The sequence below is a fragment of the Pseudomonas sp. REP124 genome (assembly GCF_020164475.1).
GTDB lineage: Bacteria > Pseudomonadota > Gammaproteobacteria > Pseudomonadales > Pseudomonadaceae > Aquipseudomonas.
In genome coordinates this window covers 1-21,748 of the sequence record NZ_JAIQWX010000024.1, presented here as the reverse complement: position 1 = coordinate 21,748, position 21,748 = coordinate 1, and the positions used below count along the sequence as shown (strand labels likewise).

The 21,748-nt window shown below is 60.2% G+C and carries 24 protein-coding genes and 1 tRNA gene; 7 read left to right on the top strand and 18 right to left on the bottom strand.

The annotated features are described in order from the left end of the window. Positions 1-41 precede the first annotated feature (41 nt). From K9857_RS08580 to K9857_RS08510, 15 genes are all read right to left on the bottom strand, one after another. Positions 42-338, bottom strand: a complete 297-nt coding sequence (locus K9857_RS08580) for a hypothetical protein (RefSeq protein ID WP_224534834.1) — start codon at positions 336-338, stop codon at positions 42-44. Then, positions 335-1,870: a DUF3631 domain-containing protein gene (locus tag K9857_RS08575; protein ID WP_224534831.1), complete on the bottom strand. Its 1,536-nt coding sequence runs from the start codon at positions 1,868-1,870 to the stop codon at positions 335-337. Before K9857_RS08575 ends, K9857_RS08580 begins: the two co-directional genes overlap by 4 nt. Then, positions 1,867-2,760 carry a toprim domain-containing protein gene (locus K9857_RS08570; RefSeq protein ID WP_224534829.1) on the bottom strand — a complete coding sequence of 298 codons (894 nt, stop codon included), beginning with the start codon at positions 2,758-2,760 and terminating at the stop codon, positions 1,867-1,869. Before K9857_RS08570 ends, K9857_RS08575 begins: the two co-directional genes overlap by 4 nt. Next, positions 2,753-3,043, bottom strand: a complete 291-nt coding sequence (locus K9857_RS08565; RefSeq protein ID WP_224534826.1) for a hypothetical protein — start codon at positions 3,041-3,043, stop codon at positions 2,753-2,755. Before K9857_RS08565 ends, K9857_RS08570 begins: the two co-directional genes overlap by 8 nt. A gap of 3 nt (positions 3,044-3,046) precedes the next feature. Further along, a complete protein-coding gene (locus tag K9857_RS08560) occupies positions 3,047-3,409 on the bottom strand; it encodes a hypothetical protein (RefSeq protein WP_224534825.1) in 363 nt (120 codons plus the stop codon). A gap of 164 nt (positions 3,410-3,573) precedes the next feature. Then, on the bottom strand, positions 3,574-3,780 hold the full coding sequence (locus K9857_RS08555; protein WP_224534823.1) for a hypothetical protein: 207 nt from the start codon (positions 3,778-3,780) through the stop codon (positions 3,574-3,576). Positions 3,781-4,249: 469 nt separating this feature from the next. After that, on the bottom strand, positions 4,250-4,723 hold the full coding sequence (locus K9857_RS08550; protein WP_224534821.1) for a Rha family transcriptional regulator: 474 nt from the start codon (positions 4,721-4,723) through the stop codon (positions 4,250-4,252). Further along, positions 4,720-5,100 carry a hypothetical protein gene (locus K9857_RS08545; protein WP_224534818.1) on the bottom strand — a complete coding sequence of 127 codons (381 nt, stop codon included), beginning with the start codon at positions 5,098-5,100 and terminating at the stop codon, positions 4,720-4,722. Before K9857_RS08545 ends, K9857_RS08550 begins: the two co-directional genes overlap by 4 nt. Beyond that, a complete protein-coding gene (locus K9857_RS08540) occupies positions 5,101-5,361 on the bottom strand; it encodes a helix-turn-helix transcriptional regulator (RefSeq protein ID WP_224534815.1) in 261 nt (86 codons plus the stop codon). A gap of 161 nt (positions 5,362-5,522) precedes the next feature. Next, positions 5,523-6,533, bottom strand: coding sequence for a hypothetical protein (locus tag K9857_RS08535; RefSeq protein WP_224534813.1), 1,011 nt, complete (start codon positions 6,531-6,533; stop codon positions 5,523-5,525). 105 nt (positions 6,534-6,638) lie between these two features. Next, positions 6,639-7,844, bottom strand: a complete 1,206-nt coding sequence (locus tag K9857_RS08530; protein ID WP_224534812.1) for a tyrosine-type recombinase/integrase — start codon at positions 7,842-7,844, stop codon at positions 6,639-6,641. Between the two features lie 211 nt (positions 7,845-8,055). Further along, positions 8,056-8,131 (bottom strand) — tRNA-Phe (locus K9857_RS08525). Positions 8,132-8,233: 102 nt separating this feature from the next. Further along, a complete protein-coding gene (locus tag K9857_RS08520) occupies positions 8,234-8,506 on the bottom strand; it encodes an oxidative damage protection protein (RefSeq protein WP_175376539.1) in 273 nt (90 codons plus the stop codon). Beyond that, positions 8,503-9,570 carry an A/G-specific adenine glycosylase gene (gene mutY, locus K9857_RS08515; RefSeq protein WP_224534810.1) on the bottom strand — a complete coding sequence of 356 codons (1,068 nt, stop codon included), beginning with the start codon at positions 9,568-9,570 and terminating at the stop codon, positions 8,503-8,505. The genes K9857_RS08520 and mutY overlap by 4 nt, the downstream gene beginning before the upstream one ends. Beyond that, complete coding sequence (locus K9857_RS08510) at positions 9,567-11,795, bottom strand: AsmA family protein (RefSeq protein ID WP_224534808.1); 2,229 nt, start codon at positions 11,793-11,795, stop codon at positions 9,567-9,569. Before K9857_RS08510 ends, mutY begins: the two co-directional genes overlap by 4 nt. A 445-nt stretch (positions 11,796-12,240) precedes the next feature. Here K9857_RS08510 and K9857_RS08505 point away from each other — a divergent pair, with 445 nt between their 5' ends. The 7 genes from K9857_RS08505 (at position 12,241) to K9857_RS08475 (ending at position 18,120) form a co-directional block, all read left to right on the top strand. Next, positions 12,241-13,902 carry an OFA family MFS transporter gene (locus K9857_RS08505; RefSeq protein WP_224534807.1) on the top strand — a complete coding sequence of 554 codons (1,662 nt, stop codon included), beginning with the start codon at positions 12,241-12,243 and terminating at the stop codon, positions 13,900-13,902. A 288-nt stretch (positions 13,903-14,190) separates the two neighbouring features. Continuing rightward, the gene (gene hisB / locus K9857_RS08500; protein WP_024778052.1) at positions 14,191-14,784 is read left to right on the top strand and encodes an imidazoleglycerol-phosphate dehydratase HisB; all 594 of its coding nucleotides are present in this window, start codon (positions 14,191-14,193) and stop codon (positions 14,782-14,784) included. Next, positions 14,784-15,422: an imidazole glycerol phosphate synthase subunit HisH gene (gene hisH / locus K9857_RS08495; RefSeq protein WP_224534805.1), complete on the top strand. Its 639-nt coding sequence runs from the start codon at positions 14,784-14,786 to the stop codon at positions 15,420-15,422. The genes hisB and hisH overlap by 1 nt, the downstream gene beginning before the upstream one ends. After that, a complete protein-coding gene (locus K9857_RS08490) occupies positions 15,423-15,683 on the top strand; it encodes a DUF2164 domain-containing protein (RefSeq protein ID WP_224534803.1) in 261 nt (86 codons plus the stop codon). It begins immediately after the preceding gene. A gap of 42 nt (positions 15,684-15,725) precedes the next feature. Then, positions 15,726-16,463 (top strand): 1-(5-phosphoribosyl)-5-[(5-phosphoribosylamino)methylideneamino]imidazole-4-carboxamide isomerase, encoded by a 738-nt coding sequence (gene hisA / locus K9857_RS08485; protein ID WP_224534801.1) that lies wholly within the window; start codon positions 15,726-15,728, stop codon positions 16,461-16,463. A gap of 9 nt (positions 16,464-16,472) precedes the next feature. Further along, positions 16,473-17,243: an imidazole glycerol phosphate synthase subunit HisF gene (gene hisF, locus K9857_RS08480; RefSeq protein ID WP_175376547.1), complete on the top strand. Its 771-nt coding sequence runs from the start codon at positions 16,473-16,475 to the stop codon at positions 17,241-17,243. 121 nt (positions 17,244-17,364) lie between these two features. After that, positions 17,365-18,120, top strand: coding sequence for a substrate-binding periplasmic protein (locus K9857_RS08475; protein ID WP_224534799.1), 756 nt, complete (start codon positions 17,365-17,367; stop codon positions 18,118-18,120). A 22-nt stretch (positions 18,121-18,142) separates the two neighbouring features. Here K9857_RS08475 and K9857_RS08470 read toward each other — a convergent pair whose 3' ends face one another. From K9857_RS08470 to K9857_RS08460, 3 genes are read right to left on the bottom strand one after another with little or no spacing between them, the layout of a single operon-like run. Beyond that, positions 18,143-18,925 carry a divergent polysaccharide deacetylase family protein gene (locus tag K9857_RS08470; protein WP_224534797.1) on the bottom strand — a complete coding sequence of 261 codons (783 nt, stop codon included), beginning with the start codon at positions 18,923-18,925 and terminating at the stop codon, positions 18,143-18,145. A gap of 2 nt (positions 18,926-18,927) precedes the next feature. Further along, positions 18,928-20,247: a S41 family peptidase gene (locus tag K9857_RS08465; RefSeq protein ID WP_224534795.1), complete on the bottom strand. Its 1,320-nt coding sequence runs from the start codon at positions 20,245-20,247 to the stop codon at positions 18,928-18,930. A gap of 31 nt (positions 20,248-20,278) precedes the next feature. Next, entirely contained in the window at positions 20,279-21,574 is a 1,296-nt protein-coding gene (locus K9857_RS08460; RefSeq protein WP_224534794.1) for a murein hydrolase activator EnvC family protein, read from the bottom strand. Positions 21,575-21,748 lie beyond the last annotated feature (174 nt).

The window sequence follows — 21,748 nt, the reverse complement described above, 5'->3', positions numbered from 1 at the left end:
AGGGTTATTCGCCAACAAGGCGCAGGTCATGGGAACACTCATCACGACGCCAGATCAGCGTCAGGCCAGCGCCAGCGGACAATCTCCAGTGCTTCAGCACGGGTCATGGGGTCGCCGATCATGGTGCAAAGTGGTTTGCCATCGCGTGTGACGCGCCAGTGGAGTGAGCGCGCAACGCCGTCATTGGCTGACAGCTCCGCCAGCAGCTCCAGTCGGTGGGACATGACGTACTTACGTATGTCGTCGCTTATCAGGGATTTGGGCGATATAACGACCCGACTTCCCTTCTTGCGGACGGACAAGCCGCGCTCGGTCAGATAGTCGATAGCTGCACTCATAACGCATCCTCGTCGTCATTAAGGTCGGGCTCGTCGTCTTCGCCTCCCGGCTGGGTAGGTGCTGTAACCGTCACAGCGTCACAACCCGCGTCGTTGCTGGGCTGTAGCGACTTTTTATCCGTCACACTGCCATGTGTTGTGACGGATAAAATATCGCTGGAGGCCGCGTCGTTGCTGGTGTGTGACGTTGTGACGCTTGTGACGGGGGGGCTGCTGGGAAGGTAGCGGCCGAACGCGTCACGGAACTGGTCGATTGAGTAACCTTTCTTGGTGTCGTAGCTTTGGCGAACAGTCCCTGACTTGATCCCGAACTCGCTCAGCTTGGAGGAAAGCTGTCGCGGCGACATTGGCTTGCCTCTGTTCCACGTCGCCCAGGGTGCCTCGTCATCGGCGATCAACGACTCCAGTAGTTGGGTACTGAAAATCTTGCTGACGCGCTTGTCGTCGAATATCGCCTTGATATCGGCCAGCAGTTCGGCGCCGATGCTGGGTGACTCTCCCTCGATACCATGGAGGGCAATGGCTGCGAGCCGTGCCGATTTCGGCCAGTGGTCGCCAGCTGCCTCAGCAATCGCTAGTAGAGGCTCCCAGGCATCGTTGGCGCGGTCATTCAGTCCTTGTATGGGGGTTGGTCTTGCGGTTTCGATAGCGGGGGCGTTGTCCAGCGCAAAGCGGGCCAGGCGAGAGCGCAGGCGTGTCCACAGATCAGGGTCTGAATGGCGCAGGCTTTCGACCGACTCCCCGGGTGTCCGCCGACGTAGGCGTAGCGGCACGCTTCGGTCGGCCAGGGTGTCGGCAATCTTGCCTATCCCACACAAGGCCTTGGCGCCCCAGACATTGAAGGGTGTCGGGATGTGGTCATCACCCACGCAGCGAATCACCCTGGCGCTATCACGGGTAAACCCTGAGTTGAGAATGCCCCGCGCATCCTCATGCGAGGCCAGAAATGCGTCCACCTCGTCAATCAGCAGGGTTGGCGACCACAACTCAATTGCGCGAAACAGGGCGGCAGGGGCGATGTTGGCGACCTGCAATGGGCGATTCGACAACTTGCTCAGCGCCGTCAGCAGGATTGATTTACCGCACCGCTTTTCGGGAGCCGTGATGTTAGCAATGGGGGCGACTTGCACCACGTCCACCAACCAGGTGAATGCAGACCAGAGCGCAGCGGCACGGATCGTCTCCTTGTCTGCAATCACATAGCGCGCCAGCGCAAACGCAACATCGTCCAGTAGATCTGCGCCATCTACCGGCTCAGACCATGGCTCAACCTCATCGAATATCTCGATCTTGCCTGGCTCGCGATCCTCCGCCCATGGTGCGCTGAGGCGGTCGAATTCAGACATGCTGACCGTCTTGGCCTCCTTGACCTGCTGACGAACGCGGGCAAAGCGCGCCGGGTCGCTGTCTCGGGTCTTGCGCAGCTCATCCAATACCTGCGCTTCGAACAGCGCTCCAGCATCGACCGACAACCGCTTCACTGCGCTGGCGATCACATCCAAAGGTTTCATCGGGATAACCTTGTCACTCATGGGTAGGCCTCCTGTAAGGCGAGCCAGCAGCGCAAATCGTTAAAGTCGGTGAGCGCCAGCGGCGCGTCGGCGGGCCACTCTGGGAACATGACCAGAGCCTCAACCGCCTGAGCGGCTGCCATGGCTGCGACATAGCCGGGATTACTGCCAAGGCTCCCCGCGGTCTGGCGGTCGTCGTCACCCGCAATGATGATTTCGGTGTCGGGATACTCAGCCCGAAGCACCAGCGCCACCGACTTGAGGTTCCCGGCATTCATCGCGCAGGCGACGGTGTAGCCGCTTTCGTGAAGCGTTGCCCCGGTGGCCCAGCCTTCACAGATGCACAGCGGCCTGCCTGGCGTGATGCGGCCAAGAGGCGAATAGGCGCCTTTGATCCGGCCCCCGAATAGGAAGCGCTTTCCACCGTCCGGGGCGATCCGTTGCAGGTTGACCAGCGCGCCACCGGCATACAGCGGCACCAGAAGTTCGTCGCCACGCTGCCGCAAGCTGTGGGATCGAGCGCCTTTGGAAGCCAGGTAGGGGTGAGCAGGATCGGCGCGGCGGGCATCACGCCACCAACGGTTGGCCCACTCTGCGGTCTGCTGCTGGCGCTGTTGCTGCTCGGCTTCGCGCTGGCGTCGGGCCTGTTCAATCCGCTCACGCACCTGCTCGGCTTCACGGGCGTCTATCGGCTCCCGACTACACCAGGTGCTAGCACCACCAGCCTTCCAGCTACCGAACGCACCAGAGGCGATATTGTCCTGATACAGGACATACCATCCGTTGAGCGTGCCGGGCTTGTCGCCAGGTACGCGGAAGCGGTGAATGGCGCCATCAGCCATTGGAAGCCAATCGAGCGGGCCATACGCGGCTTGGAGCGCGTCACGGAAAAGGGTCGCGGGATCACCCATGGCCCACCTCCCGGCGATCAGTGCCCGCAAAGGCCCGGCAGACCTGTCCGTTGTTCACGGCGTGCCAGTGGGTAATTTCGTCGATGTCATCAACCAAACAGGCCGTCACGTGAGCTTCGGGACTACGCATAACTAAGCGTCCGCACTCGGCGTCGGTTTCGGTCAGAAAGGGGCCCAGCAACGGCTTGGGCACCTTTGGGTGAGTCACGTAAAACAACTCAGTGGCATTCTTCGGGCAAGCCGATCCCGTCAACGCTGAAGAGCGTTGTTGAAGGTTTTCCATCGTTTACTCCGCTGTTAGCAGCGCTACGAGCTTGGCTCTAGCTAGTTCTTGATCGCGTTCTAAGCCCGCGTACGGCGTTTCGAAGAAGTTCTGCCCATACATGACGGCAAGCTTCCGATTTGGCATTTTTGCGCGGAGCGCATGCAGTGCGTCGAACGCTTCGTCTTCGTCTAGAAACGGGCCGCAGACGCCATAGGGAAAACGATTCCCAGTAGGCATGTCTGGCAGTGGTGCGCAGATGCTGAAGTAGGACTGGCGGGAGATGTCGACTTCTTCAGTCGAGCTTTCCAAATCCTGTTGGTGTACACCAGGTTGGAATTTGTGCGAGTGGTTTTCAGCGGAATTGCAATTCAGAGCCATGTTCATTTCACACCTCCGACAATGTTTAGGTCGCGAGTGATGTGTGTCTGAAGAGTGCGCCGAGTCAGATGTATTGCTCTGCACGGGATAAGCAGGGCCAACAGCACTGCTCAAAGCGCAAAGGCACTTTGCTCGCATTTTAAGTTTAGGGGCTGATGATTGTGGCGCGCTCATAGCAAGCCCCCTTGTGACTCGATCATGCCCTCGAGCAGATCAGCCCAGGCCATTGCCGTATGTTGCGCAATAACGGCGCCGACACGCGCAGTGATGATGGGTGTGGTGGGCGAAGCGATAATGGCCAGGACGAGGCTGAGAAGTAGCAGGATGTCTTGGGCATCGCGCAACTCGTCCAGAAAATCGGTGTTGGCCTGGCTCATTGCGCACCTCCCGCAGCTTCAAGGGAGCGAGCGATGGCTATGTTGGCGTTGTAGCAGGCGAGACGAGAGAAAAGAGATGAGTTTGCGCGGAGGGCACTCAGAGCCATACGGCGGTGAGCAAAAGCGCGGATTGCGGACGGAATGAGGGCGTGTTTCATGGGTGTAGCTCCTTTACTTTGGAGCCACTCCTTTCTGCCGCCAAGCAGGGAAGGGTGGCGAGTCGCACAGGATTGGCGGATCGGGGTAAAGGAGCCCGACGCACCCGAAGGTGCTCCTGCGCAACCCGCCATAACACAAGAATGCGGGCGTAAAAAAAGCGCCTGCAGTCGTAATGGGGGCGCTGTTGCGCCTTTACTATTCGACCCGCCAAGGTCGTTGTCAGCAATGTGACAAGTCAAACCATACCGGCGGGCGTGACTGCTGGCAAGAGAAGTTATAGACCACTCATCGTGGGGTATGAGCAAGGCGTTCATGGACGCACGTCCTCCAGGTCGATAGGTAACTTCAGTTGCTCCCTCAAGTGCTCAACATGCTGGTGGATGCCAGGCTTGTCATAGCGCCAATGGGCTAACCGGCGACCGCTCTGACTCGCCTCATTCTTGCGAGCCACAAGCGTCTGGCAGGCGTGCCCGTAGCGGGCTTCACGGAATGCCATAATCAGACTCGACTTCAGCTCTACGACGCGATCAGTGTTGCGTGAGAGGGATAGCAGGAAGTAGCACTGATCCTCGTTGAGCAGCGCGAACCGTTCAGGCCTGCCACCAGCGGTACCGGCGCGAGGTTTCTCCGTTTGAAACGGAACAACCCCGAGCCGCTCAAATTTGCAGAGGTACCGCTCGATCAAGCTAAGCGTGTTCTTTGGTTTAACGCCCAACTGGTCGGCGAGTGTACGGCTATCTGCGCGGGTCTCACCGTTGGATTGGGTCAAAGCTATAGCGTTCATGCCGCCACCATTTGGCGCTTGGCCGTCCGATTGAACATCTGTGCAAGTACCTTGTCAGCCCGGGCGTGCGAGCTTTCCAGCAATCGGTAACGGGTACAGTCGCAGGGCGCGCCCCAATTGTTCGGCGACTTCTCTGGCAGGTGTTCAAATGTCAGGCCGTAGCTATTTTCCAGCACGGGGATTGTCGAGTTAAGGCAGGTGTCGCCCACCCACTTCGGCGCCTCAAAGCGGTTGAGCGAGCCAAAGTGACGGAAGTACACCAGGGCTCTGGCGATCTTGGTGGGCGCTGTTTCCAGCAGTACGTCAGGCGTAGCGTTGGTGGTAATATTGCCCTGCGACAGGCTGCGTTTCTCTTCGGAGATCGTGGCCTTTTTCATTTAGGCCACCGCTCGGCTTTCAGCAATACGGTCATTCATCCAGCCGTAAATCTCAGCTTCTACCCATACAACACACTTCGGCCCGAGTACGACCTGTTTAGGGAAGTTGTCTGCGGCGATGCGACGATAAATCTCAGTGCAGGAAAGGCCGGTGATGCTTTCCACTTTCTGGCGCTTGATGAACTGGATTGCTGGTTTGTCGTCTGGAACAAGCACGACCTGTTCGGTCTGCTTATGGATCTGGTGAGTTGTGCTTGCCATCGTCTGCGCCTCCTGGGGCGGTTTGGGTGATCGACGATGGCAATGCTGGAGGTAGAGGCTGAGACGGAACAGGTAACAGGTGGGATTTAACGTGTCACAGGTTGATCGATTTACTACGGGGATAACTTCTGCAGATCAAGCAGGGCGCGGGCTGTAACCTGTCACCCCTTATTACTTGATCTAGCGATGGCGCCGCCTTTTTTTCGCCCGGGCCCAGTGAGCGCAGAGACGAACAATTTTGCTTTCACGGCTGGAAGTGTCACTCCTCTTGCCTTAAACCACTTGGTAACGGTCGCGTTCCAGCCAATGTTTGGAGCGTTTGTTCCGTTCTGTGTGACGTCGCACCAGCACTCGACAATCAATCGCCCATCAGGTGGCGAAAGTTGATTGTCTTGGTTCATGAACTCGGCAAGCCCCATAACCTGTTCAAGTCGTTCCTCCATGCGAATGCTTTCGTCTTCAGCTTCGCGCCTGGCTCGGCGTTCGTCGTTGAGTTCGCGGCGCTGCAATTCCAGCTCATCCATAAGCTGTTGGTTTTGAATTGTTTTTATTTCGAGTTGGGCCGAGAGCTCAGCCACCTTTTTTTCCGCGTTTTCGCGGGCGATCTGGTGCTCGTCGAGTTGTTCGCCGGCGCTTTTTTCACCTTCGCGGCGCAATTGAGCTTGTTGTGCTTTGAGAACTATCGATGAGTTGCTTGGTACGGGAGTGGGAGTTACGTGGCTGGTTGCAGCAGCGCTATTGACTACCATTGAGAATGACGCGCTGTCATTTGCCGGTTGAGCGAACGCAGCGGCCAGCCCGTTGCGGGCAGTCGCTTCATCAACAAGGCGCTCAATCCATTGCCGCCATATCAGGACGCTAGCAGCAGGTATCGGCCCCAAGCTGGTTGATATAGTTGGGACAGCTCTGCCGGTGCTGGCGGCGGTAAAATAGTCGGCGAGGGCACCGTGAGTGATTTGAATATTCCTGTCGGAACGGCCTTCCGAAAAGACGCTTGCGTGCAGAGGCTGAATTGCTTGATTTAACGGTGCCAAGGTCTCGAGTGTTGCGGCGAGTTCGAAAGCCAGAAGGCGGGGGTTCAGATGGTGGCCTGACTCCCAGTCAGAATAGATCCCGTCGAGCTTTATCCGCCCGAAAGGTGTTATCTGATTGTCTCCATAGGCTCCTGCCATTTAGCTAGCTCATATAGGCCGTCTGTATGAATATACAGCGATAGCCATTATGTTATCAGCAATTCCCAACCACGCCCAAACGAGACCGCGCACATCCGGAGAAAACTATGCCTTGCGCTTGATGCTTACCACGTTGGCACCTGCACATAGCGCGTCAATTGAGTCGGCCCAGTCTTGCATCATTTCCCTTCGCTGCTCGACATAGGCCGCATGGTTGTAGGTACCGCGTATTTCGTCGCGGTCACCGTGAGCAAGCTGGCGCTCGATCCAATCCTTGTTGTACCCGCGTCCATTGAGCTCAGTGCTCAACAGGTGGCGGAAGCCGTGGCCTGTTTGCCGGCCTTCGTACCCAGCCAGCCGCAAAGCCTTGTTTATCGTGTTCTCGCTCATAGGGCGTTCAGGGTTGGTGCCAGTAAAGACCAGCGAGTAACGCCCGGTGATTTCGTGAAGCTGGCGCAAAATAGCTACGGCTTGGCGGGGCAGGGGGACGATATGGGGGCGACGGGCTTTCATGCGGGCGGCCGGTATTGTCCAGACGGCGGCGTCTAGATCGAACTCAGACCACGGCGCTTGGCGTAATTCACCAGGACGAACCGCGGTCAGCGTCAACAACCGAATGGCATGCCGGGTTAGGGTGTGAATGTTCGCGGCCTCGACTTTGTTCAGTAGTTCGGGAAATTCGGCAAAGGTGATATGCGGGTGGTGACGGGCGGCTTTTGCTGGCGCGGCCACCACGTTCAGATCGGTAGCCGGATTTACCTCTACGACGCCCTTGGCCAACCCATACCTGAATATCTGGTGTAGCCATTGGCGGATCTTGCCTGCGGCATTGAGCGTGCCCCTTGCCTCGACTGTGCGCACCAACTCCACCAGCTCAGGTCTGGTGATGGTTTTAACCGGACGTGCGCCGATGCCGGGGATAATGTCGTTGTCCAGGTACAGCTTGGCTTTGTAGCTGGTTGCCTCTGCCCATCGCGGCGAGTTGTAGTCGTACCACTCCCACGCTAGCGTCTCTAAAGTCAGTCCATGGACCTTCTGAGCCTGTTTGGCAGCTTTCTTGTGCTCGCCTGGGTCTGTGCCTTCGATCAGGCGTTGGCGGGCCTCATCGCGTAGCTGGCGGGCCTTCAGCAGAGTGACAGCAGGGTATTTACCCAGCGCCAGCATTTTTGCGTTGCCGTTGAAGCGATACCGGTATCGCCAGAGCTTGGAGCCAGTCGTGGTGACTTCTAAACACAGGCCGTTAGCGTCTGTCAGACGGTAGAGCTTGTCCCTCGGCTTGGCGGTACGGATGGTGGTATCTGACAGTGGCATAGCAGCGCCCCCTTGCAGGCCGCACCAGGCCGGCGCTGTTCCGCCGCGGTGTGAGTAGATTTGTAGACCGAACTGGGTCTACTCACGAATCTACTCACATCTGTTTGGGCTTACAAGGGAACGGTTGGGAACCGTAGAAAGCAAAAAGCCCGCACTAGGCGGGCTTCTTGTGTGTCTTCAGGTGTGCTTGGCACCACCTGAAAACGGAAGGTGGTGCCCAGAGACGGAATCGAACCGCCGACACGGGGATTTTCAATCCCCTGCTCTACCGACTGAGCTATCTGGGCAACGGGGCGCATTAAACGGGTTTTTCAGGGGGTCGTCAAGCAAGTTTTCAAAAAAAATTTAATTATTACCGTCGCTTACGTTCCGACCCCCGCAAAAGCGGGTTATTCCGACGGCGGTACGTAGCCCTCGGCCTTGGCGTATTCCTCGCCGGAGAAGTACTTGTCCATCTCGCCCTGAAGATATTTGCGATCTTCGGCGTTCATCATGTTCAGGCGTTTCTCGTTGATCAGCAGGGTCTGGTGCTTTTGCCAGTCGGCCCAAGCCTTGGCCGAGACGTGATCGAAAATGTCCTGGCCTTTGGCGCCAGGGAAGGGCGCGCGCTCCAGGGCGGGCAGTTCTTCTTTGTACTTGCGGCACATGATGGTGCGGGTCATGACGACTCTCCTGCGTTCAATACGACGGCCGCGCGTTCGAGCAAGGTCTTGACCGGGGCGGCGAGGCCCAGGCGCGGCGGGGTGGCGAGGTTATACCAGAGCCAGTCGGCCTCGGCCACGTGATGGCCGGCCTCCTGGACCTGAACCAGCACGGGTTCGATGGACAATTGAAAATGACTGAAGGTGTGCACCAGCTCTGGCAATGCCTGCCGGGTGCCGAGTTCCAGCGAGTGCTGCGAAGCCAGATGCTGCAGGTCGTCGAGGTCATCGAGTTCCGGCAGGCTCCACAGGCCGCCCCACAGGCCTGTCGAGGGGCGACGGTAAAGCAGGATTTCCCCTTCGCCGTTGGCGAGCATCGGCATCAGCGTGCGCTTCTGCGGGATGGCCTTGCGCGGCTTGGGGATCGGGTAGCGGGTTTCCAGGCCGAGCATGTGCGCTTCGCAACCCCTTTCCAGCGGGCACAGCAGGCAGCTGGGTTTGCTGCGGGTGCAGAGCGTGGCGCCCAGGTCCATCATCGCCTGGGTGTAGGCGTTGACCCGGTCATGGGGCGTAAAGCGCTCGGCGTTCGCCCACAGCTGTTTGGCGACCTTCGGCTCGCCGGGGTAGCCCTCTTGCGCGGTAAAGCGCGCCAGCACCCGTTTGACGTTGCCGTCGAGGATCGGCGCGCGCAGGCCCATGCTGATGCTGGCAATGGCCCCGGCGGTGGACAGGCCGATGCCGGGGAGATCGGTGAGTTTTTCCACATCCCGCGGAAACTCGCCGCCGTACTGCTCGACGACGATCTTCGCGGTTTTCTGCAGATTGCGTGCGCGGGTGTAATAACCCAGGCCCGTCCACAGGTGCAGCACTTCATCTTCAGGCGCAGCCGCCAGGGCCTCGACCGTCGGCAGCGAGGCCATGAAACGGTCGAAGTAGTTCAGCACGGTGCTGACCTGGGTTTGCTGCAGCATGATTTCCGAGACCCAGACCCGATACGGGTTGATGTCCTGTTGCCAGGGCAAATCGTGACGGCCGTGGCGGTCGAACCAGTCCAGCACCGCCGTTGAAAACTGCTCGGCTCTCATCGTTTGAACAGCCCCTTGAGGGCGTCTTTGAGTTCCGGGCTGACCTTGTCGCCAAGTTTCTCTTCGATTTTTTCGCCGATCCGCTCGCCAGCCATCTTGCTGGCGACCTGACCCATGCGTTCGTTGTCCAGTCGGCAAGCCTTGGCGCCGAGCTCCAGCGGGCCACGGCAGCGCAGCGGCCATTCGATGCCGACGAATTTCTCGCCCACCTGGCAGGCCGGGTCCGGCATGTCGCTCTTGTCGCCTTCGACGATGATGCCGACGCGGTAGTCCGTGCCCAGCACCCGCAGATCGACATCACCGTCGCCATTGACGGTCATGCCCGGGATGCGGACTTTCAGGTCCGGGTTGCTGGCCACGCCGTTGCGGAAATTCAGGTTGCCCTTGAGCTCCTGAAACGGCGTGTCCTTGCCCCGCGGTTCGCCGCTGAGGGTCTTGCGGTTGAGCGTGGCGATGCCACGGCACAGCTGTTGTTCGAGGTTGGCATTGAGCAGCACGCCACTGGTGATGACGAAACTGGCGTTGCCGTTGAGGGTTTCGATCAGCGCTTTCTGGCTGTTGCCGGCGCCGGTCAGCATGCTGTTGAGGGTGACCAGGCCTTTGACCGGAGGGTTTTTGCCCTGGCTTTCGAGGATCTTCTCCACCGGCACCCGGTTGATCCGGGTCTGCAGGTTCAGCAGTGGCGCCTGTGGCCGCACGTCCAGCGTGCCCTTGGCTTCGAAGCTGCCTTCGTGCAGCTCGCCGCTCAGGTTCGACAGCGTCAGCAGCCCGCCCTGGCCGTTGGCCTTGAGGGTGGCGTTGTGGGTCGGCAGTTTTTCCAGGGTCAACTGGCCGAAGGTCAGGTCGGCGTCCACATCCAGCTTGCTCAGGCGTTCCACCGGCAGCAAGCGCTCGTTGCTCCACGCCTCCTTGGTCGGCGCCTGCGGTAGCGGTGTGGTGCCGGCGCCGGCCATGGCATCGGCTTCGGTGCTGGCGACTTCGGCCTGACGCACTTCTTTCGTGCTATTGGCTTCGGCGGATTTCGGCGGCAGGTAGCGGTCGACGTTGAAGGTGTCGGCCTTGAGGTTGGCCCGCAGCGATTGCTTGGCGAAGTCCTCGACGGCGATGCGCCCGGTGAAGGTGCTGTCGTCGACCTTCAGGTTGATGTCATCCAGCACCACGCTGCTTGGCGTGCCGGCCAGGCGGCTGACCAGTTCGACCTTGCTCAGGCTGCCTTCGGCCATCTTCGGCATCTGCTGGCCGATGCTGTCGACGAATTTCGCCAGGTCGAACTGGGCAATCGACAGACCGCCGCTGACCTGCGGAGTCTTGTCCAGTTCGTTGACCTTCAGCTCACCCAACGCGCGCAGCTGGTTGGCGGAGATCTTGATACCGGTCCATTCCGCGACATTGGCGGCCCTGTCCAGCAGCAGCTGGCCCTGGGCGGCGAAGGTCATGGTCTTGCCTTGCAGCGGATCGCCGGCCAGTTCGCCGGTCAGTTTCATGTCTTCGAGCTTGTAACGCTGCAATGCGCGTTCGAAGCGCAGTTCGCCGTTGAGCTCGGTGCGGACCCGCAGCACAGGCTGGTTGGTACCCAGGAAGGCCGTGAGCTTGACCGGGATGTTGGTCGAATCATGCACCGGGCCGGTGCTCAGCTGGATGCTTTCGGCGCTGAACTGGCGACCGGTTTTCTCGTCGCTGTATTCGACCCGGGCGTTGTTGACGGTCAGGCTGTCGATGTCCAGGCGAATGGGCTGCGCAGGCTTTTCCACCGGGACGGTGGCTGGCGCTTGAGGCTCGCCGGTGGTGGCAGGCGGGGTGCCGGCGGTGCTCGCGGTGGCCGGGACCTTGCCGATGTCTTCCCAGTTACCGTGGCCGTCCTTGTCGCGGTTCAGGCGCAGGTTCAGGCCTTCGACACGTACATCGCTCATCTGCACTTCGCGGCGCAGCAGCGGCAGTACGCGCACCGACAAACCGAGCATCTGCAGATCAGCGAAAGGTTCGGCCGGTTTGGCCAGGGTCGCCACGGCGGCGTCGTGCAGCTCAAGGCCCAGCCACGGGAACAGGCTCCAGCCGATATCGCCATTGAGCGTCAGCTCGATGTGGGCCTTGTCGCGGGCAATCTGACGGATCTCGTCTTTGTAGTCGTTGGGATCGAAGAGGTGGGTCAGGGCAAAGCCCAGCGCCACAATGATCAGCAACAACCCGAGAAGTACCAGACCCAGGATTTTGCCGAACGCTTTCATGGGCGAGTCCTTGTAGTGAGTCGACGCAGTTGGTCGAATTAAAAATTTAGCCGAGGAGTATAGCGCCCCGCAGTGGATGACCGGTCAGCGATCATTCGGACAGGAAATCGGTGAATTTTCTCCAGACCCAGCTGATTCAGGTCGATAGATTGACCAGCAATTGGACGATGACCGGCATGGTCTCTCCTGTGGGTTGAACCGTGCCCCGGCAAGGGGAGCGTCTGAGCCAATAGTGATACGAGAACAGACAACTTCGAAAAACGTGATGTCACTTTGGTTTTTCTGTCACGTGCAAATGGTACCCTTCGCCCGTTCGCCTGCCCTTCTGCGACCCGATGTCGCACCAAAATGGAGCTTTACCTGAAAAAACAGTCGTGCCTGCGTGCGCCAAGGCTGGGGGTGAAGAGTGGCTGGCGAACCATACTAATATCTGGGGGATACACCAATGACCACGAGTATTGCGGCTGACGGCTACGCCGGCCAGCCCTCGTTCCTGTCCAAGGAACGAATCATCGCCAAGCCCGGTTTCAACCGCTGGCTGGTACCACCGGCCGCGCTGGCCATCCACCTGTGCATCGGCATGGCCTACGGCTTCTCGGTGTTCTGGTTGCCGCTGTCCAAGGCGCTGGGCATCTCCAAGCCGCTGGCGTGCGCACCGGACATGAGCTTCATCGCTCAAGTCTTCTCTTCGCAATGCGACTGGCCGATCTCGATGCTCGGCTGGATCTACACCCTGTTCTTCATCTTCCTGGGTTGCTCGGCAGCCATCTGGGGCGGCTGGCTGGAACACGCCGGTCCGCGCAAGGCTGGCGTCGTATCGGCCCTGTGCTGGTGTGGCGGTCTGCTGATTTCGGCGCTGGGTATCTATACCCACCAGATCTGGCTGATGTGGATCGGCTCCGGCGTTATCGGCGGTATCGGCCTGGGTCTGGGCTACATCTCGCCGGTGTCGACCCTGATCAAATGGTTCCCGGACAAGCGCGGCATGGCGACCGGCATGGCGATCATGGGCTTCGGCGGTGGCGCGATGGTCGGTGCGCCGTTGGCGACAGCATTGATGAGCCATTTCGGTTCGCCGGAAGGCGTCGGCGTGTGGCAGAGCTTCGTGGCCATGGCTGCGATCTACTTCGTGTTCATGGTCGGTGGCGCGCTGTCCTACCGCGTTCCGCCAACCGGCTGGAAGCCTGAAGGCTGGACCGCTCCTGCGAAAAAAGCCTCGAATGCGATGATCACCAACCGTCACGTACACGTGAGCGTTGCGTGGAAAACCCCGCAGTTCCGTCTGGTCTGGCTGGTGCTGTGCCTGAACGTATCGGCCGGTATCGGCATCCTGGGCATGGCTTCGCCGCTGCTGCAGGAAGTGTTCGGCGGCAAGTTGCTGGGCAATGACCTGGCATTCGGTCAGCTGGACGCGTCGCAACTGGCGTCGATCGCCGCGATCGCTGCAGGTTTCACCGGTCTGCTGAGCCTGTTCAACATCGGTGGCCGTTTCTTCTGGGCATCGTTCTCGGACTTCCTGGGCCGCAAGAACACTTACTTCCTGTTCTTTGCCTTGGGCATTGCGCTCTACTCGCTGATTCCGAACCTCGGCCACGGCGGTCACATCGCCCTGTTCGTGGCGGCGTTCTGCATCGTTCTGTCGATGTACGGCGGCGGTTTCGCGACCGTTCCGGCTTACCTGGCGGACCTGTTCGGTACGCAAATGGTGGGCGCGATCCACGGTCGTCTGCTGACCGCTTGGGCAGCGGCGGGCGTGTTGGGTCCGGTGCTGGTGAACTACCTGCGTGAGTATCAGCTGAGCATCGGCGTTGAACGTGCCGCGGCCTATGACATCACCCTGTACATCCTGGCGGGCCTGCTGGTGCTGGGCTTCCTGTGCAACCTGATGGTGCGCCCGGTGGCCGACAAGTACTTCATGACCGACGCCGAACTGGCGGCCGAACAGGCGCTGGGTCACGACAAGGGCGCTGACGGCAGCACCGTGCTGGAGTGGAAAGCCGCTGCTGGCACCAAGCCGCTGGCGGTGGCTGCCTGGCTGGTGGTGGGTATTCCACTGGCGTGGGGTGTGTGGGTGACGCTGCAGAAGACGGCGGTGTTGTTCCACTAAGGCTCTGGCCCGGGCCTCAATGGTCCGGGCATCCAACACCTTGTGGGAGCGGGCTTGCTCGCGAATGCAGTGTTTCAGTCGACATCTGTGCTGGCTGACACACCGCTTTCGCGAGCAAGCCCGCTCCCACATTTGGTTTTGTGGTGTCTGAAATGGCTTGTATGGACATGTCTATCGCCGATGACCGGGCGTTCTGTCCGTCAGCGATATCACCTCCCGTGTTTCTGTTTGGCGCCCGCACGCCTATAATGGCTGCCTTTTTCGCCCAATGATTTTGCGGAGCTGGTGATGGCCGAACGTAAGGCGTCTGTCGAGCGCGACACTCTGGAAACCCAGATCAAAGCCTCGATCAACCTCGATGGCACCGGTAAGGCCCGATTTGATATCGGTGTTCCTTTCCTTGAGCACATGCTGGACCAGATCGCCCGTCACGGGTTGATCGACCTGGATATCGTCAGCAAAGGCGACCTGCATATCGACGACCACCACACCGTGGAAGACGTCGGTATCACCCTCGGCCAGGCCTTCACCCAGGCCATCGGCGACAAGAAAGGCATCCGTCGCTACGGCCACGCCTACGTGCCGCTCGATGAAGCGCTGTCGCGCGTGGTGATCGACTTCTCCGGCCGTCCTGGCCTGCAGATGCACGTTCCGTATACTCGCGCCACCGTCGGCGGTTTCGACGTTGACCTGTTCCAGGAATTCTTCCAGGGCTTCGTAAACCACGCCAACGTCACCCTGCACATCGACAACCTGCGTGGCCACAACACCCACCACCAGATCGAAACCGTGTTCAAGGCTTTCGGCCGCGCGCTGCGCATGGCCGTTGAGCTCGATGACCGCATGGCCGGGCAAATGCCATCGACCAAGGGCGTTCTGTAATGCAGACGGTTGCAGTTATCGATTACGGCATGGGCAACCTGCACTCGGTGGCCAAGGCCCTCGAACACGTAGGCGCCGGCAAGGTGCTGATCACCAGCGATGCCAACGTGATTCGCGAAGCCGACCGGGTGGTTTTCCCCGGCGTCGGCGCGATTCGCGATTGCATGGCGGAGATCCGTCGCCTGGGTTTTGACTCGCTGGTGCGTGAAGTCAGTCAGGACCGTCCGTTTCTCGGCATCTGCGTCGGCATGCAAGCCTTGCTCGACCACAGCGAAGAGAACGATGGCGTCGACTGCATCGGCCTGTTCCCGGGCGAGGTGAAGTTCTTCGGCAAGGACCTGCATGAAGACGGCGAACACCTGAAAGTCCCGCACATGGGCTGGAACGAAGTGAAGCAGGCGGTCAATCACCCGCTGTGGCACGACATCCCGGACATGGCGCGTTTCTACTTCGTGCACAGCTACTACATCGCCGCCGCCAATGCGCGTCAGGTGGTGGGCAGCGGTCACTACGGCGTCGACTTCGCCGCGGCGCTGGCCGATGGCTCGCGTTTCGCCGTGCAGTTCCACCCTGAGAAGAGCCATACCCACGGCCTGCAATTGTTGCAGAACTTCGCGGCGTGGGACGGTCGTTGGTAAATGGCTGTCAAGAAATCCAGACCGCCGATCCTCACGCTCACCCCTGAGCAGGAGGCCGAGGCCAATCGCAAGATCAAGCGCTTCATGGAAGATCGCTTTGACCTTGACCTGGGCTCGTTCGAGGCGGCCGAGATTCTTGAGCTGTTTACCCGCGAAATTGCTCCGCACTATTACAACAGGGCGATTTTCGATGTGCAGACGCACCTCAAAGAGAGGTTCGAAAGCATCGAAAGCGACCTGTGGGCGCTCGAGAAAAACTGATTTCCGAGCCAAGCTGAACATTCAATTCTGAAGGTTTGCCAGATGCTGATTATTCCCGCTATCGATCTTAAAGACGGTGCCTGTGTTCGTCTGCGCCAGGGCCGCATGGAAGATTCCACAGTGTTCTCCGATGACCCGGTGAGCATGGCTGCCAAGTGGGTGGAAGGCGGTTGCCGCCGTCTGCATCTGGTCGACCTGAACGGCGCCTTCGAAGGCCAGCCGGTCAACGGCGAAGTGGTCACCGCCATCGCCAAGCGCTACCCGAACCTGCCGATCCAGATCGGCGGCGGCATCCGTTCCCTGGAAACCATCGAGCACTACGTCAAGGCTGGCGTGAGCTACGTGATCATCGGCACCAAGGCCGTGAAAGAGCCGGCTTTCGTCGCTGAAGCCTGCCGCGCGTTCCCGGGCAAAGTGATCGTCGGTCTCGACGCCAAAGATGGCTTTGTCGCCACCGATGGCTGGGCCGAAATCAGCAAGGTCCAGGTGATCGACCTGGCCAAGCAGTTCGAAGCCGACGGCGTGTCCGCCATCGTTTATACCGACATCGCCAAAGACGGCATGATGCAGGGCTGCAACGTACCGTTCACCGCTGCGCTGGCGGCTGCCACTTCGATCCCGGTGATCGCGTCCGGCGGCATCCACAACCTGGGCGACATCAAGGCCCTGCTCGACGCCAAGGCACCCGGCATCATCGGTGCGATTACTGGTCGTGCAATCTACGAAGGCACCCTCGACGTCGCCGAAGCGCAAGCTTTCTGCGATTCGTACAAAGGCTGAGGACTGACCATGGCGCTGGCCAAACGCATCATCCCTTGCCTGGACGTGGACAACGGCCGGGTGGTCAAGGGTGTGAAATTCGAGAACATCCGCGACGCCGGTGACCCGGTGGAAATTGCCCGTCGTTACGACGAGCAGGGTGCCGACGAGATTACCTTTCTCGACATCACCGCCAGCGTCGACGGCCGCGATACCACGCTGCACACCGTCGAGCGCATGGCCAGCCAGGTGTTCATCCCGCTGACTGTCGGCGGTGGCGTGCGCACCGTGCAGGACATCCGCAACCTGCTCAATGCCGGTGCGGACAAGGTCTCGATCAACACCGCTGCGGTATTCAATCCGGAGTTCGTCGGCGAAGCGGCGGCGCATTTCGGCTCGCAGTGCATCGTCGTTGCGATCGATGCCAAGAAGGTTTCCGCTCCCGGCGAAACCCCGCGCTGGGAGATCTTCACCCACGGCGGCCGCAAGCCGACCGGCCTCGACGCTGTCGAGTGGGCGAAGAAGATGGAAGGTCTGGGCGCCGGTGAGATCCTGCTGACCAGCATGGACCAGGACGGCATGAAAAACGGCTTCGACCTGGGTGTGACCCGCGCCATCAGCGATGCGCTGGGCATTCCGGTGATCGCATCCGGCGGCGTCGGCAACCTGCAGCACCTGGCCGACGGCATCCTCGAAGGACACGCCAGCGCCGTGCTGGCGGCGAGTATTTTCCACTTCGGCGAATACACCGTTCAGGAAGCCAAGGCCTATATGGCACATCGCGGAATCGTGATGCGCTGATTGCCGAGCCCTCGGAGCGGCACGCTCCGAGGGTTTGCCGTGCAATGAGATCAAAAGGCCAGTAGACAGCACCACACGCTCAAGGCACTCTTGGGTACGCCAAGGATTTCGGTAGCCCGACATGATCAAACGTCTGCTTCTTGCTCTCGCCAGCGTTGCGCCCCTGCTCATAAACGCTGCACCTGCCGCCGCCAACACCGATGTCGACATGGTGCTGCTGACGGAAAACTTCCCGCCGTACAACATGGCGAAGAACGGCAAGAACTTCGCCCAGGACGAAAACATCAGCGGCATCGCCACTGACATCGTCCGCGAGATCTTCAAGCGCGCCGACATTTCCTACAGCCTGACGCTGCGTTTCCCCTGGGAGCGGATCTACAAACTCACCCTGGAAAAGCCCGGCTATGGCGTGTTCGTCATGGCCCGCCTGCCGGACCGTGAAAATCTGTTCAAGTGGGTTGGCCCTATTGGTCCCGACGACTGGATCATGCTGGCCAAGGCCGACAGCAAGATCACCCTCGACTCCCTGGACGATGCGCGCAAGTACAAGATCGGCGCCTACAAGGGCGATGCGATTGCCGAGACCCTGACCAAACAGGGTTTGAAACCGCTGGTGGTGCTGCGCGACCAGGACAATGCGAAGAAGCTGCTCAACGGCCAGATCGATCTGTGGGCCACCGGCGACCCGGCCGGCCGTTACCTCGCAAGGCAGGACGGCGTGACCGGGCTCAAGACGGTGTTGCGTTTCAACAGCGCCGAACTCTACCTGGCGCTGAACAAGGACGTACCCGACGAAACCGTCGCCAGGCTGCAGGCCGCGCTCGATCAGTTGCGCAAGGACGGTGTGGTCGACGAGATCATGGCGCGGTATCTCTGATTGGCTGAAAGAATCGCGAGCCTTAGCGGTAGACCCCGTCCTTCCCATGCCCTGCCATCGCCTTGTTGCTGCGTACGCTGATCATCAATTTGATATCGATCCAGTCGATCCCTTGAGCCTTTAGCTTGGGCAGTTCACGCTCGAGCACCGCCAGGGTCTGCGGATACGGATGGCCGATCATCACCGCCGAACCCTGTTTGCGGGCCAGATTGATCGCGGTCTGCAACTGGTTGTAGATCGCCGCTTCCGTGCGTTCGTCATCGAGAAACACGTCCCGAGAGACACTCGCCAGATCAATCTTCTGCGCCTGTTGCGCAGCGACCGTCTGGGCGCTGGTGCGGCTGTCGACGAAGAACTTGTGGCGCCGTTGCAACTCAGCCATCAACCACGCCATGGCCGCCGGTTGCGCGGTCATTCGGCTGCCCATGTGGTTATTGATGCCGGCGGTGTAGGGCACCATTTTGAAGGCGGCATTGAGGCGTTTTTCCAGTTCTTCCTGCGGCAGTTCAGGGTGCCAGGCGAACGGGCCGGTGGCCGGATCCATGGGCATGTGCAGGATGACGGTCTTGCCGGCGCGATGGGCTTCGCGGGCGAACTCGGTGGCGTGGGGTGTGTCGGGCATGATCGCCGCGGTGACCGGGCCGGGCAGGGCCAGCACGCGACGATCCCGGGGCAGGTTCTGCCCCAGGTCATCGATGATCAGGCTCAGGTAGGCCTTGGGCTTGTGAGGCACCTGTCCGGCGGGTTCGGCGTGAACCGTACCCGCCAGACAGCACAACAGGACGAAGATGAAGCGCAAACCCATCCTCAGCGGCCGGAAGTGATGCTCAGCCCTTTGAGCAGGCTCAGGGCCTGGGCCAACTGGTAATCGTCATCCTGCGGCATTGCCTTGGCCTTGCCGCCGGAACCGGTCGGCTTGTCTTCGCCGCCGTTGCCATTGCCCAGGTGACCCTGCAGGTCGGCTTCCTTGAAGTAGTCGCCGTCCTGTTCGCTGGTGATCTTGGCCCTGCGCACTTCGATGTCCGGGACGATGCCCTGGGCCTGGATCGAACGGCCGTTCGGCGTGTAGTACAGCGCCGTGGTGATCTTCAGCGCGCGGTCGTTGTTGAGCGGCAGTACGGTTTGCACCGAGCCCTTGCCGAAGCTGTTGGTGCCCATGACCACCGCGCGTTTCTGGTCCTGCAGGGCGCCGGCGACGATTTCCGACGCCGAGGCGCTGCCGCCGTTGATCAGCACGACCATTGGCACGGCCTCGCTTTCGTCCTTGCCGGTGGCCGAGAAGCGCAGTTCGGAGTTGGCGATGCGGCCCTTGGTGTAGACGATCAGGCCTTTGGTGATGAAGTGGTCGACCACTTCCACCGCTGCCTGCAGTACGCCGCCCGGGTTGTTGCGCAGGTCGAGCACGATGCCGTTGAGCTTCTTGCCGTTTTCCTTGCGCAGCTTGGCCAGGGCCTTGGAGACCTCTTCGCCGGTCTTGACCTGGAACTGGGTGATGCGGATGTAGCCGTAACCGGACTCCAGCAACTGGCTCTTCACGCTCTTCACCTGAATGATGGCGCGGGCCAGGGTCACGTCGAACGGCGTGCCACCGTCGCGTACCAGGGTCAGGGTGATTTTCTGGCCGATCTTGCCGCGCATCTTGTCCACGGCTTCGGTCATGCTCTGGCCCCGAGTCGGCTGGCCGTTGATCTTGACGATAAAGTCACCGGCCTGAATGCCGGCCTTGGAGGCAGGAGTGTCATCGATCGGCGACACCACCTTGATGAAGCCGTCTTCGGCGCCGACTTCGATGCCCAGGCCGCCGAATTCGCCGCTGGTGCTTTCCTGCAATTCGGCGAAGTCTTCAGGGCCCAGATAGGCGGAGTGCGGATCGAGGTTGCTGAGCATGCCTTTGATAGCGTTTTCCAGCAGGGTCTTGTCATCGACCGGTTCGACATAGGCAGCCTTGATGCGGTCCATGACCTCGGCAAAGGTGCGCAGCTCTTCCAGCGGCAATGGCGCCTTGGTGGTCGCCGCAGTGCCCGCAGGCGCGGCGGCCGGGGCGGGTTGGGCAGCGAACGCCAGCGGCGCGCCGATCACCAGGGCGATCGTCAGGGCCAGCGAGGTAAGGCGGGACAAATGCAGCATGTCGAACGAACTCCTGAATTAGGCGGCACGCTTATCCTTGCGTGCGGCACCATTGCGCCGGGTCACTTGGGTGGCCCTGCTGACGAATCGCAAAATACAACGCCGGGGTGTCCTGTCCGCCGCTGTTACCGACAGTGGAGATGGATTCACCGGCTTTCACCACGTCACCCGCAGACTTGAGCAGCGTCTGGTTGTGACCGTACAAACTCAAAAAACCGTTGCCGTGGTCGAGAATCACCAGCAGCCCGGCACCGCGTAACCAGTCGGCGAACACCACGCGCCCGCCGTGCACCGCATGTACGGCGCTGCCGGCAGAGGCGCCGATCATCACGCCGTCCCACTTGGTCCGTGCATCGTCGCCACGGGTTTCGCCGAAGCGTGCCAGCAGTCGACCATCGACAGGCCAGGGAAGTTTGCCGCGAGTAGACGCAAACGCACCGCCAAAAGTTTCGCCGGAGCTGGAAACCAGCGCGCCAGGCGTCGATCTGACCGGTTTGCGTGGGGCTTCGTCGCTGGCGTTTGCCTGCTCCTGAGCCTCACGTAAACGCTTTTTTTCGGCTTCCTGCTGGGCGATCAGCGCTTTTTGCCGCGCTTCTTCTGCCTCACGGGCCTGGCGAGCCAGGGTTTCTTCAATGGTTTTAAGGACTTTAGACAGGTCTGCCTGATCCTGCTCGCGGGCTGCCAGTTTCTGGTCGCGAGCCTTCACGTCTTCATTGAGCTTGGCCAGGGCTTGCTGGCGCTCTTCGCGGACTTTATCGAGTTCGCTGCGCTGGGAATCGAGGTTGCCTTGCTGCACCAGCAACTGGGCCTGCTGTTTGGCGATGTCCTGTTCGACATTAGCCAGTTGGCGCAGGGTTTCGTTGAATTTCTTCAACTGCTCCATGCGAGCCTGGCTGAGGTAGTCGTAATAGGTGAGGGTGCGGGCGAATTTCTCGGGGTTCTGCTGGTTGAGCAGCAGCTTGAGGTATTCCTGACGGCCGTTCTGGTAGGCGGCCCGGGCCTGGATGGCGATCAGTTGTTGCTGTTCAGTGCGCGCGCTCTGGAGTTTTTTTTTCTCCGCATCGAGCCGCTGCAGCTCGGATTCGCTCTTCTTGAGCTCTTTTTGCAGGGCTTCGACCTGCTTCTCGAGCTTGCCCATCTCGGTTTCGGTGCCTTTGAGGTCTTTCTGCACGCCGGATTTTTCTTCCTGCAGCTTGCCCAGCAGCTTCTTCAGCTCGGCGATGTCCTGGCGCGTGGCTTCCAACTGCTGTTGGGTTTGCGCGCGCTCGTCCGCAAAGGCCGGTTGGAGCAGGCAAGTCAGAGCAAGGGCTATCAGGACGCGAAGCATAGAGGCGGGCAGCACCAGGGATGAGGACGGCCTAGTATGCCCGCGCCACGCTGCAAAAAAAACGCCCAAATGGGGCTGTGTGATAACTGGCCCGGGATGCCGGGGTAATTAATCTTCAAAACCACCACAAACCAATGTGGGAGCGGGCTTGCTCGCGAAAGCGGTGTGTCAGTC

Bases quoted from the DNA above. Each gene is read 5' to 3' on its own strand.
- K9857_RS08580 (WP_224534834.1), bottom strand. From the start codon at position 338: ATGAGTGCAGCTATCGACTATCTGACCGAGCGCGGCTTGTCCGTCCGC.
- K9857_RS08575 (WP_224534831.1), bottom strand. From the start codon at position 1,870: ATGAGTGACAAGGTTATCCCGATGAAACCTTTGGATGTGATCGCCAGC.
- K9857_RS08570 (WP_224534829.1), bottom strand. From the start codon at position 2,760: ATGGGTGATCCCGCGACCCTTTTCCGTGACGCGCTCCAAGCCGCGTAT.
- K9857_RS08565 (WP_224534826.1), bottom strand. From the start codon at position 3,043: ATGGAAAACCTTCAACAACGCTCTTCAGCGTTGACGGGATCGGCTTGC.
- K9857_RS08560 (WP_224534825.1), bottom strand. From the start codon at position 3,409: ATGAACATGGCTCTGAATTGCAATTCCGCTGAAAACCACTCGCACAAA.
- K9857_RS08555 (WP_224534823.1), bottom strand. From the start codon at position 3,780: ATGAGCCAGGCCAACACCGATTTTCTGGACGAGTTGCGCGATGCCCAA.
- K9857_RS08550 (WP_224534821.1), bottom strand. From the start codon at position 4,723: ATGAACGCTATAGCTTTGACCCAATCCAACGGTGAGACCCGCGCAGAT.
- K9857_RS08545 (WP_224534818.1), bottom strand. From the start codon at position 5,100: ATGAAAAAGGCCACGATCTCCGAAGAGAAACGCAGCCTGTCGCAGGGC.
- K9857_RS08540 (WP_224534815.1), bottom strand. From the start codon at position 5,361: ATGGCAAGCACAACTCACCAGATCCATAAGCAGACCGAACAGGTCGTG.
- K9857_RS08535 (WP_224534813.1), bottom strand. From the start codon at position 6,533: ATGGCAGGAGCCTATGGAGACAATCAGATAACACCTTTCGGGCGGATA.
- K9857_RS08530 (WP_224534812.1), bottom strand. From the start codon at position 7,844: ATGCCACTGTCAGATACCACCATCCGTACCGCCAAGCCGAGGGACAAG.
- K9857_RS08520 (WP_175376539.1), bottom strand. From the start codon at position 8,506: ATGACCCGCACCATCATGTGCCGCAAGTACAAAGAAGAACTGCCCGCC.
- mutY (WP_224534810.1), bottom strand. From the start codon at position 9,570: ATGAGAGCCGAGCAGTTTTCAACGGCGGTGCTGGACTGGTTCGACCGC.
- K9857_RS08510 (WP_224534808.1), bottom strand. From the start codon at position 11,795: ATGAAAGCGTTCGGCAAAATCCTGGGTCTGGTACTTCTCGGGTTGTTG.
- K9857_RS08505 (WP_224534807.1), top strand. From the start codon at position 12,241: ATGACCACGAGTATTGCGGCTGACGGCTACGCCGGCCAGCCCTCGTTC.
- hisB (WP_024778052.1), top strand. From the start codon at position 14,191: ATGGCCGAACGTAAGGCGTCTGTCGAGCGCGACACTCTGGAAACCCAG.
- hisH (WP_224534805.1), top strand. From the start codon at position 14,784: ATGCAGACGGTTGCAGTTATCGATTACGGCATGGGCAACCTGCACTCG.
- K9857_RS08490 (WP_224534803.1), top strand. From the start codon at position 15,423: ATGGCTGTCAAGAAATCCAGACCGCCGATCCTCACGCTCACCCCTGAG.
- hisA (WP_224534801.1), top strand. From the start codon at position 15,726: ATGCTGATTATTCCCGCTATCGATCTTAAAGACGGTGCCTGTGTTCGT.
- hisF (WP_175376547.1), top strand. From the start codon at position 16,473: ATGGCGCTGGCCAAACGCATCATCCCTTGCCTGGACGTGGACAACGGC.
- K9857_RS08475 (WP_224534799.1), top strand. From the start codon at position 17,365: ATGATCAAACGTCTGCTTCTTGCTCTCGCCAGCGTTGCGCCCCTGCTC.
- K9857_RS08470 (WP_224534797.1), bottom strand. From the start codon at position 18,925: ATGGGTTTGCGCTTCATCTTCGTCCTGTTGTGCTGTCTGGCGGGTACG.
- K9857_RS08465 (WP_224534795.1), bottom strand. From the start codon at position 20,247: ATGCTGCATTTGTCCCGCCTTACCTCGCTGGCCCTGACGATCGCCCTG.
- K9857_RS08460 (WP_224534794.1), bottom strand. From the start codon at position 21,574: ATGCTTCGCGTCCTGATAGCCCTTGCTCTGACTTGCCTGCTCCAACCG.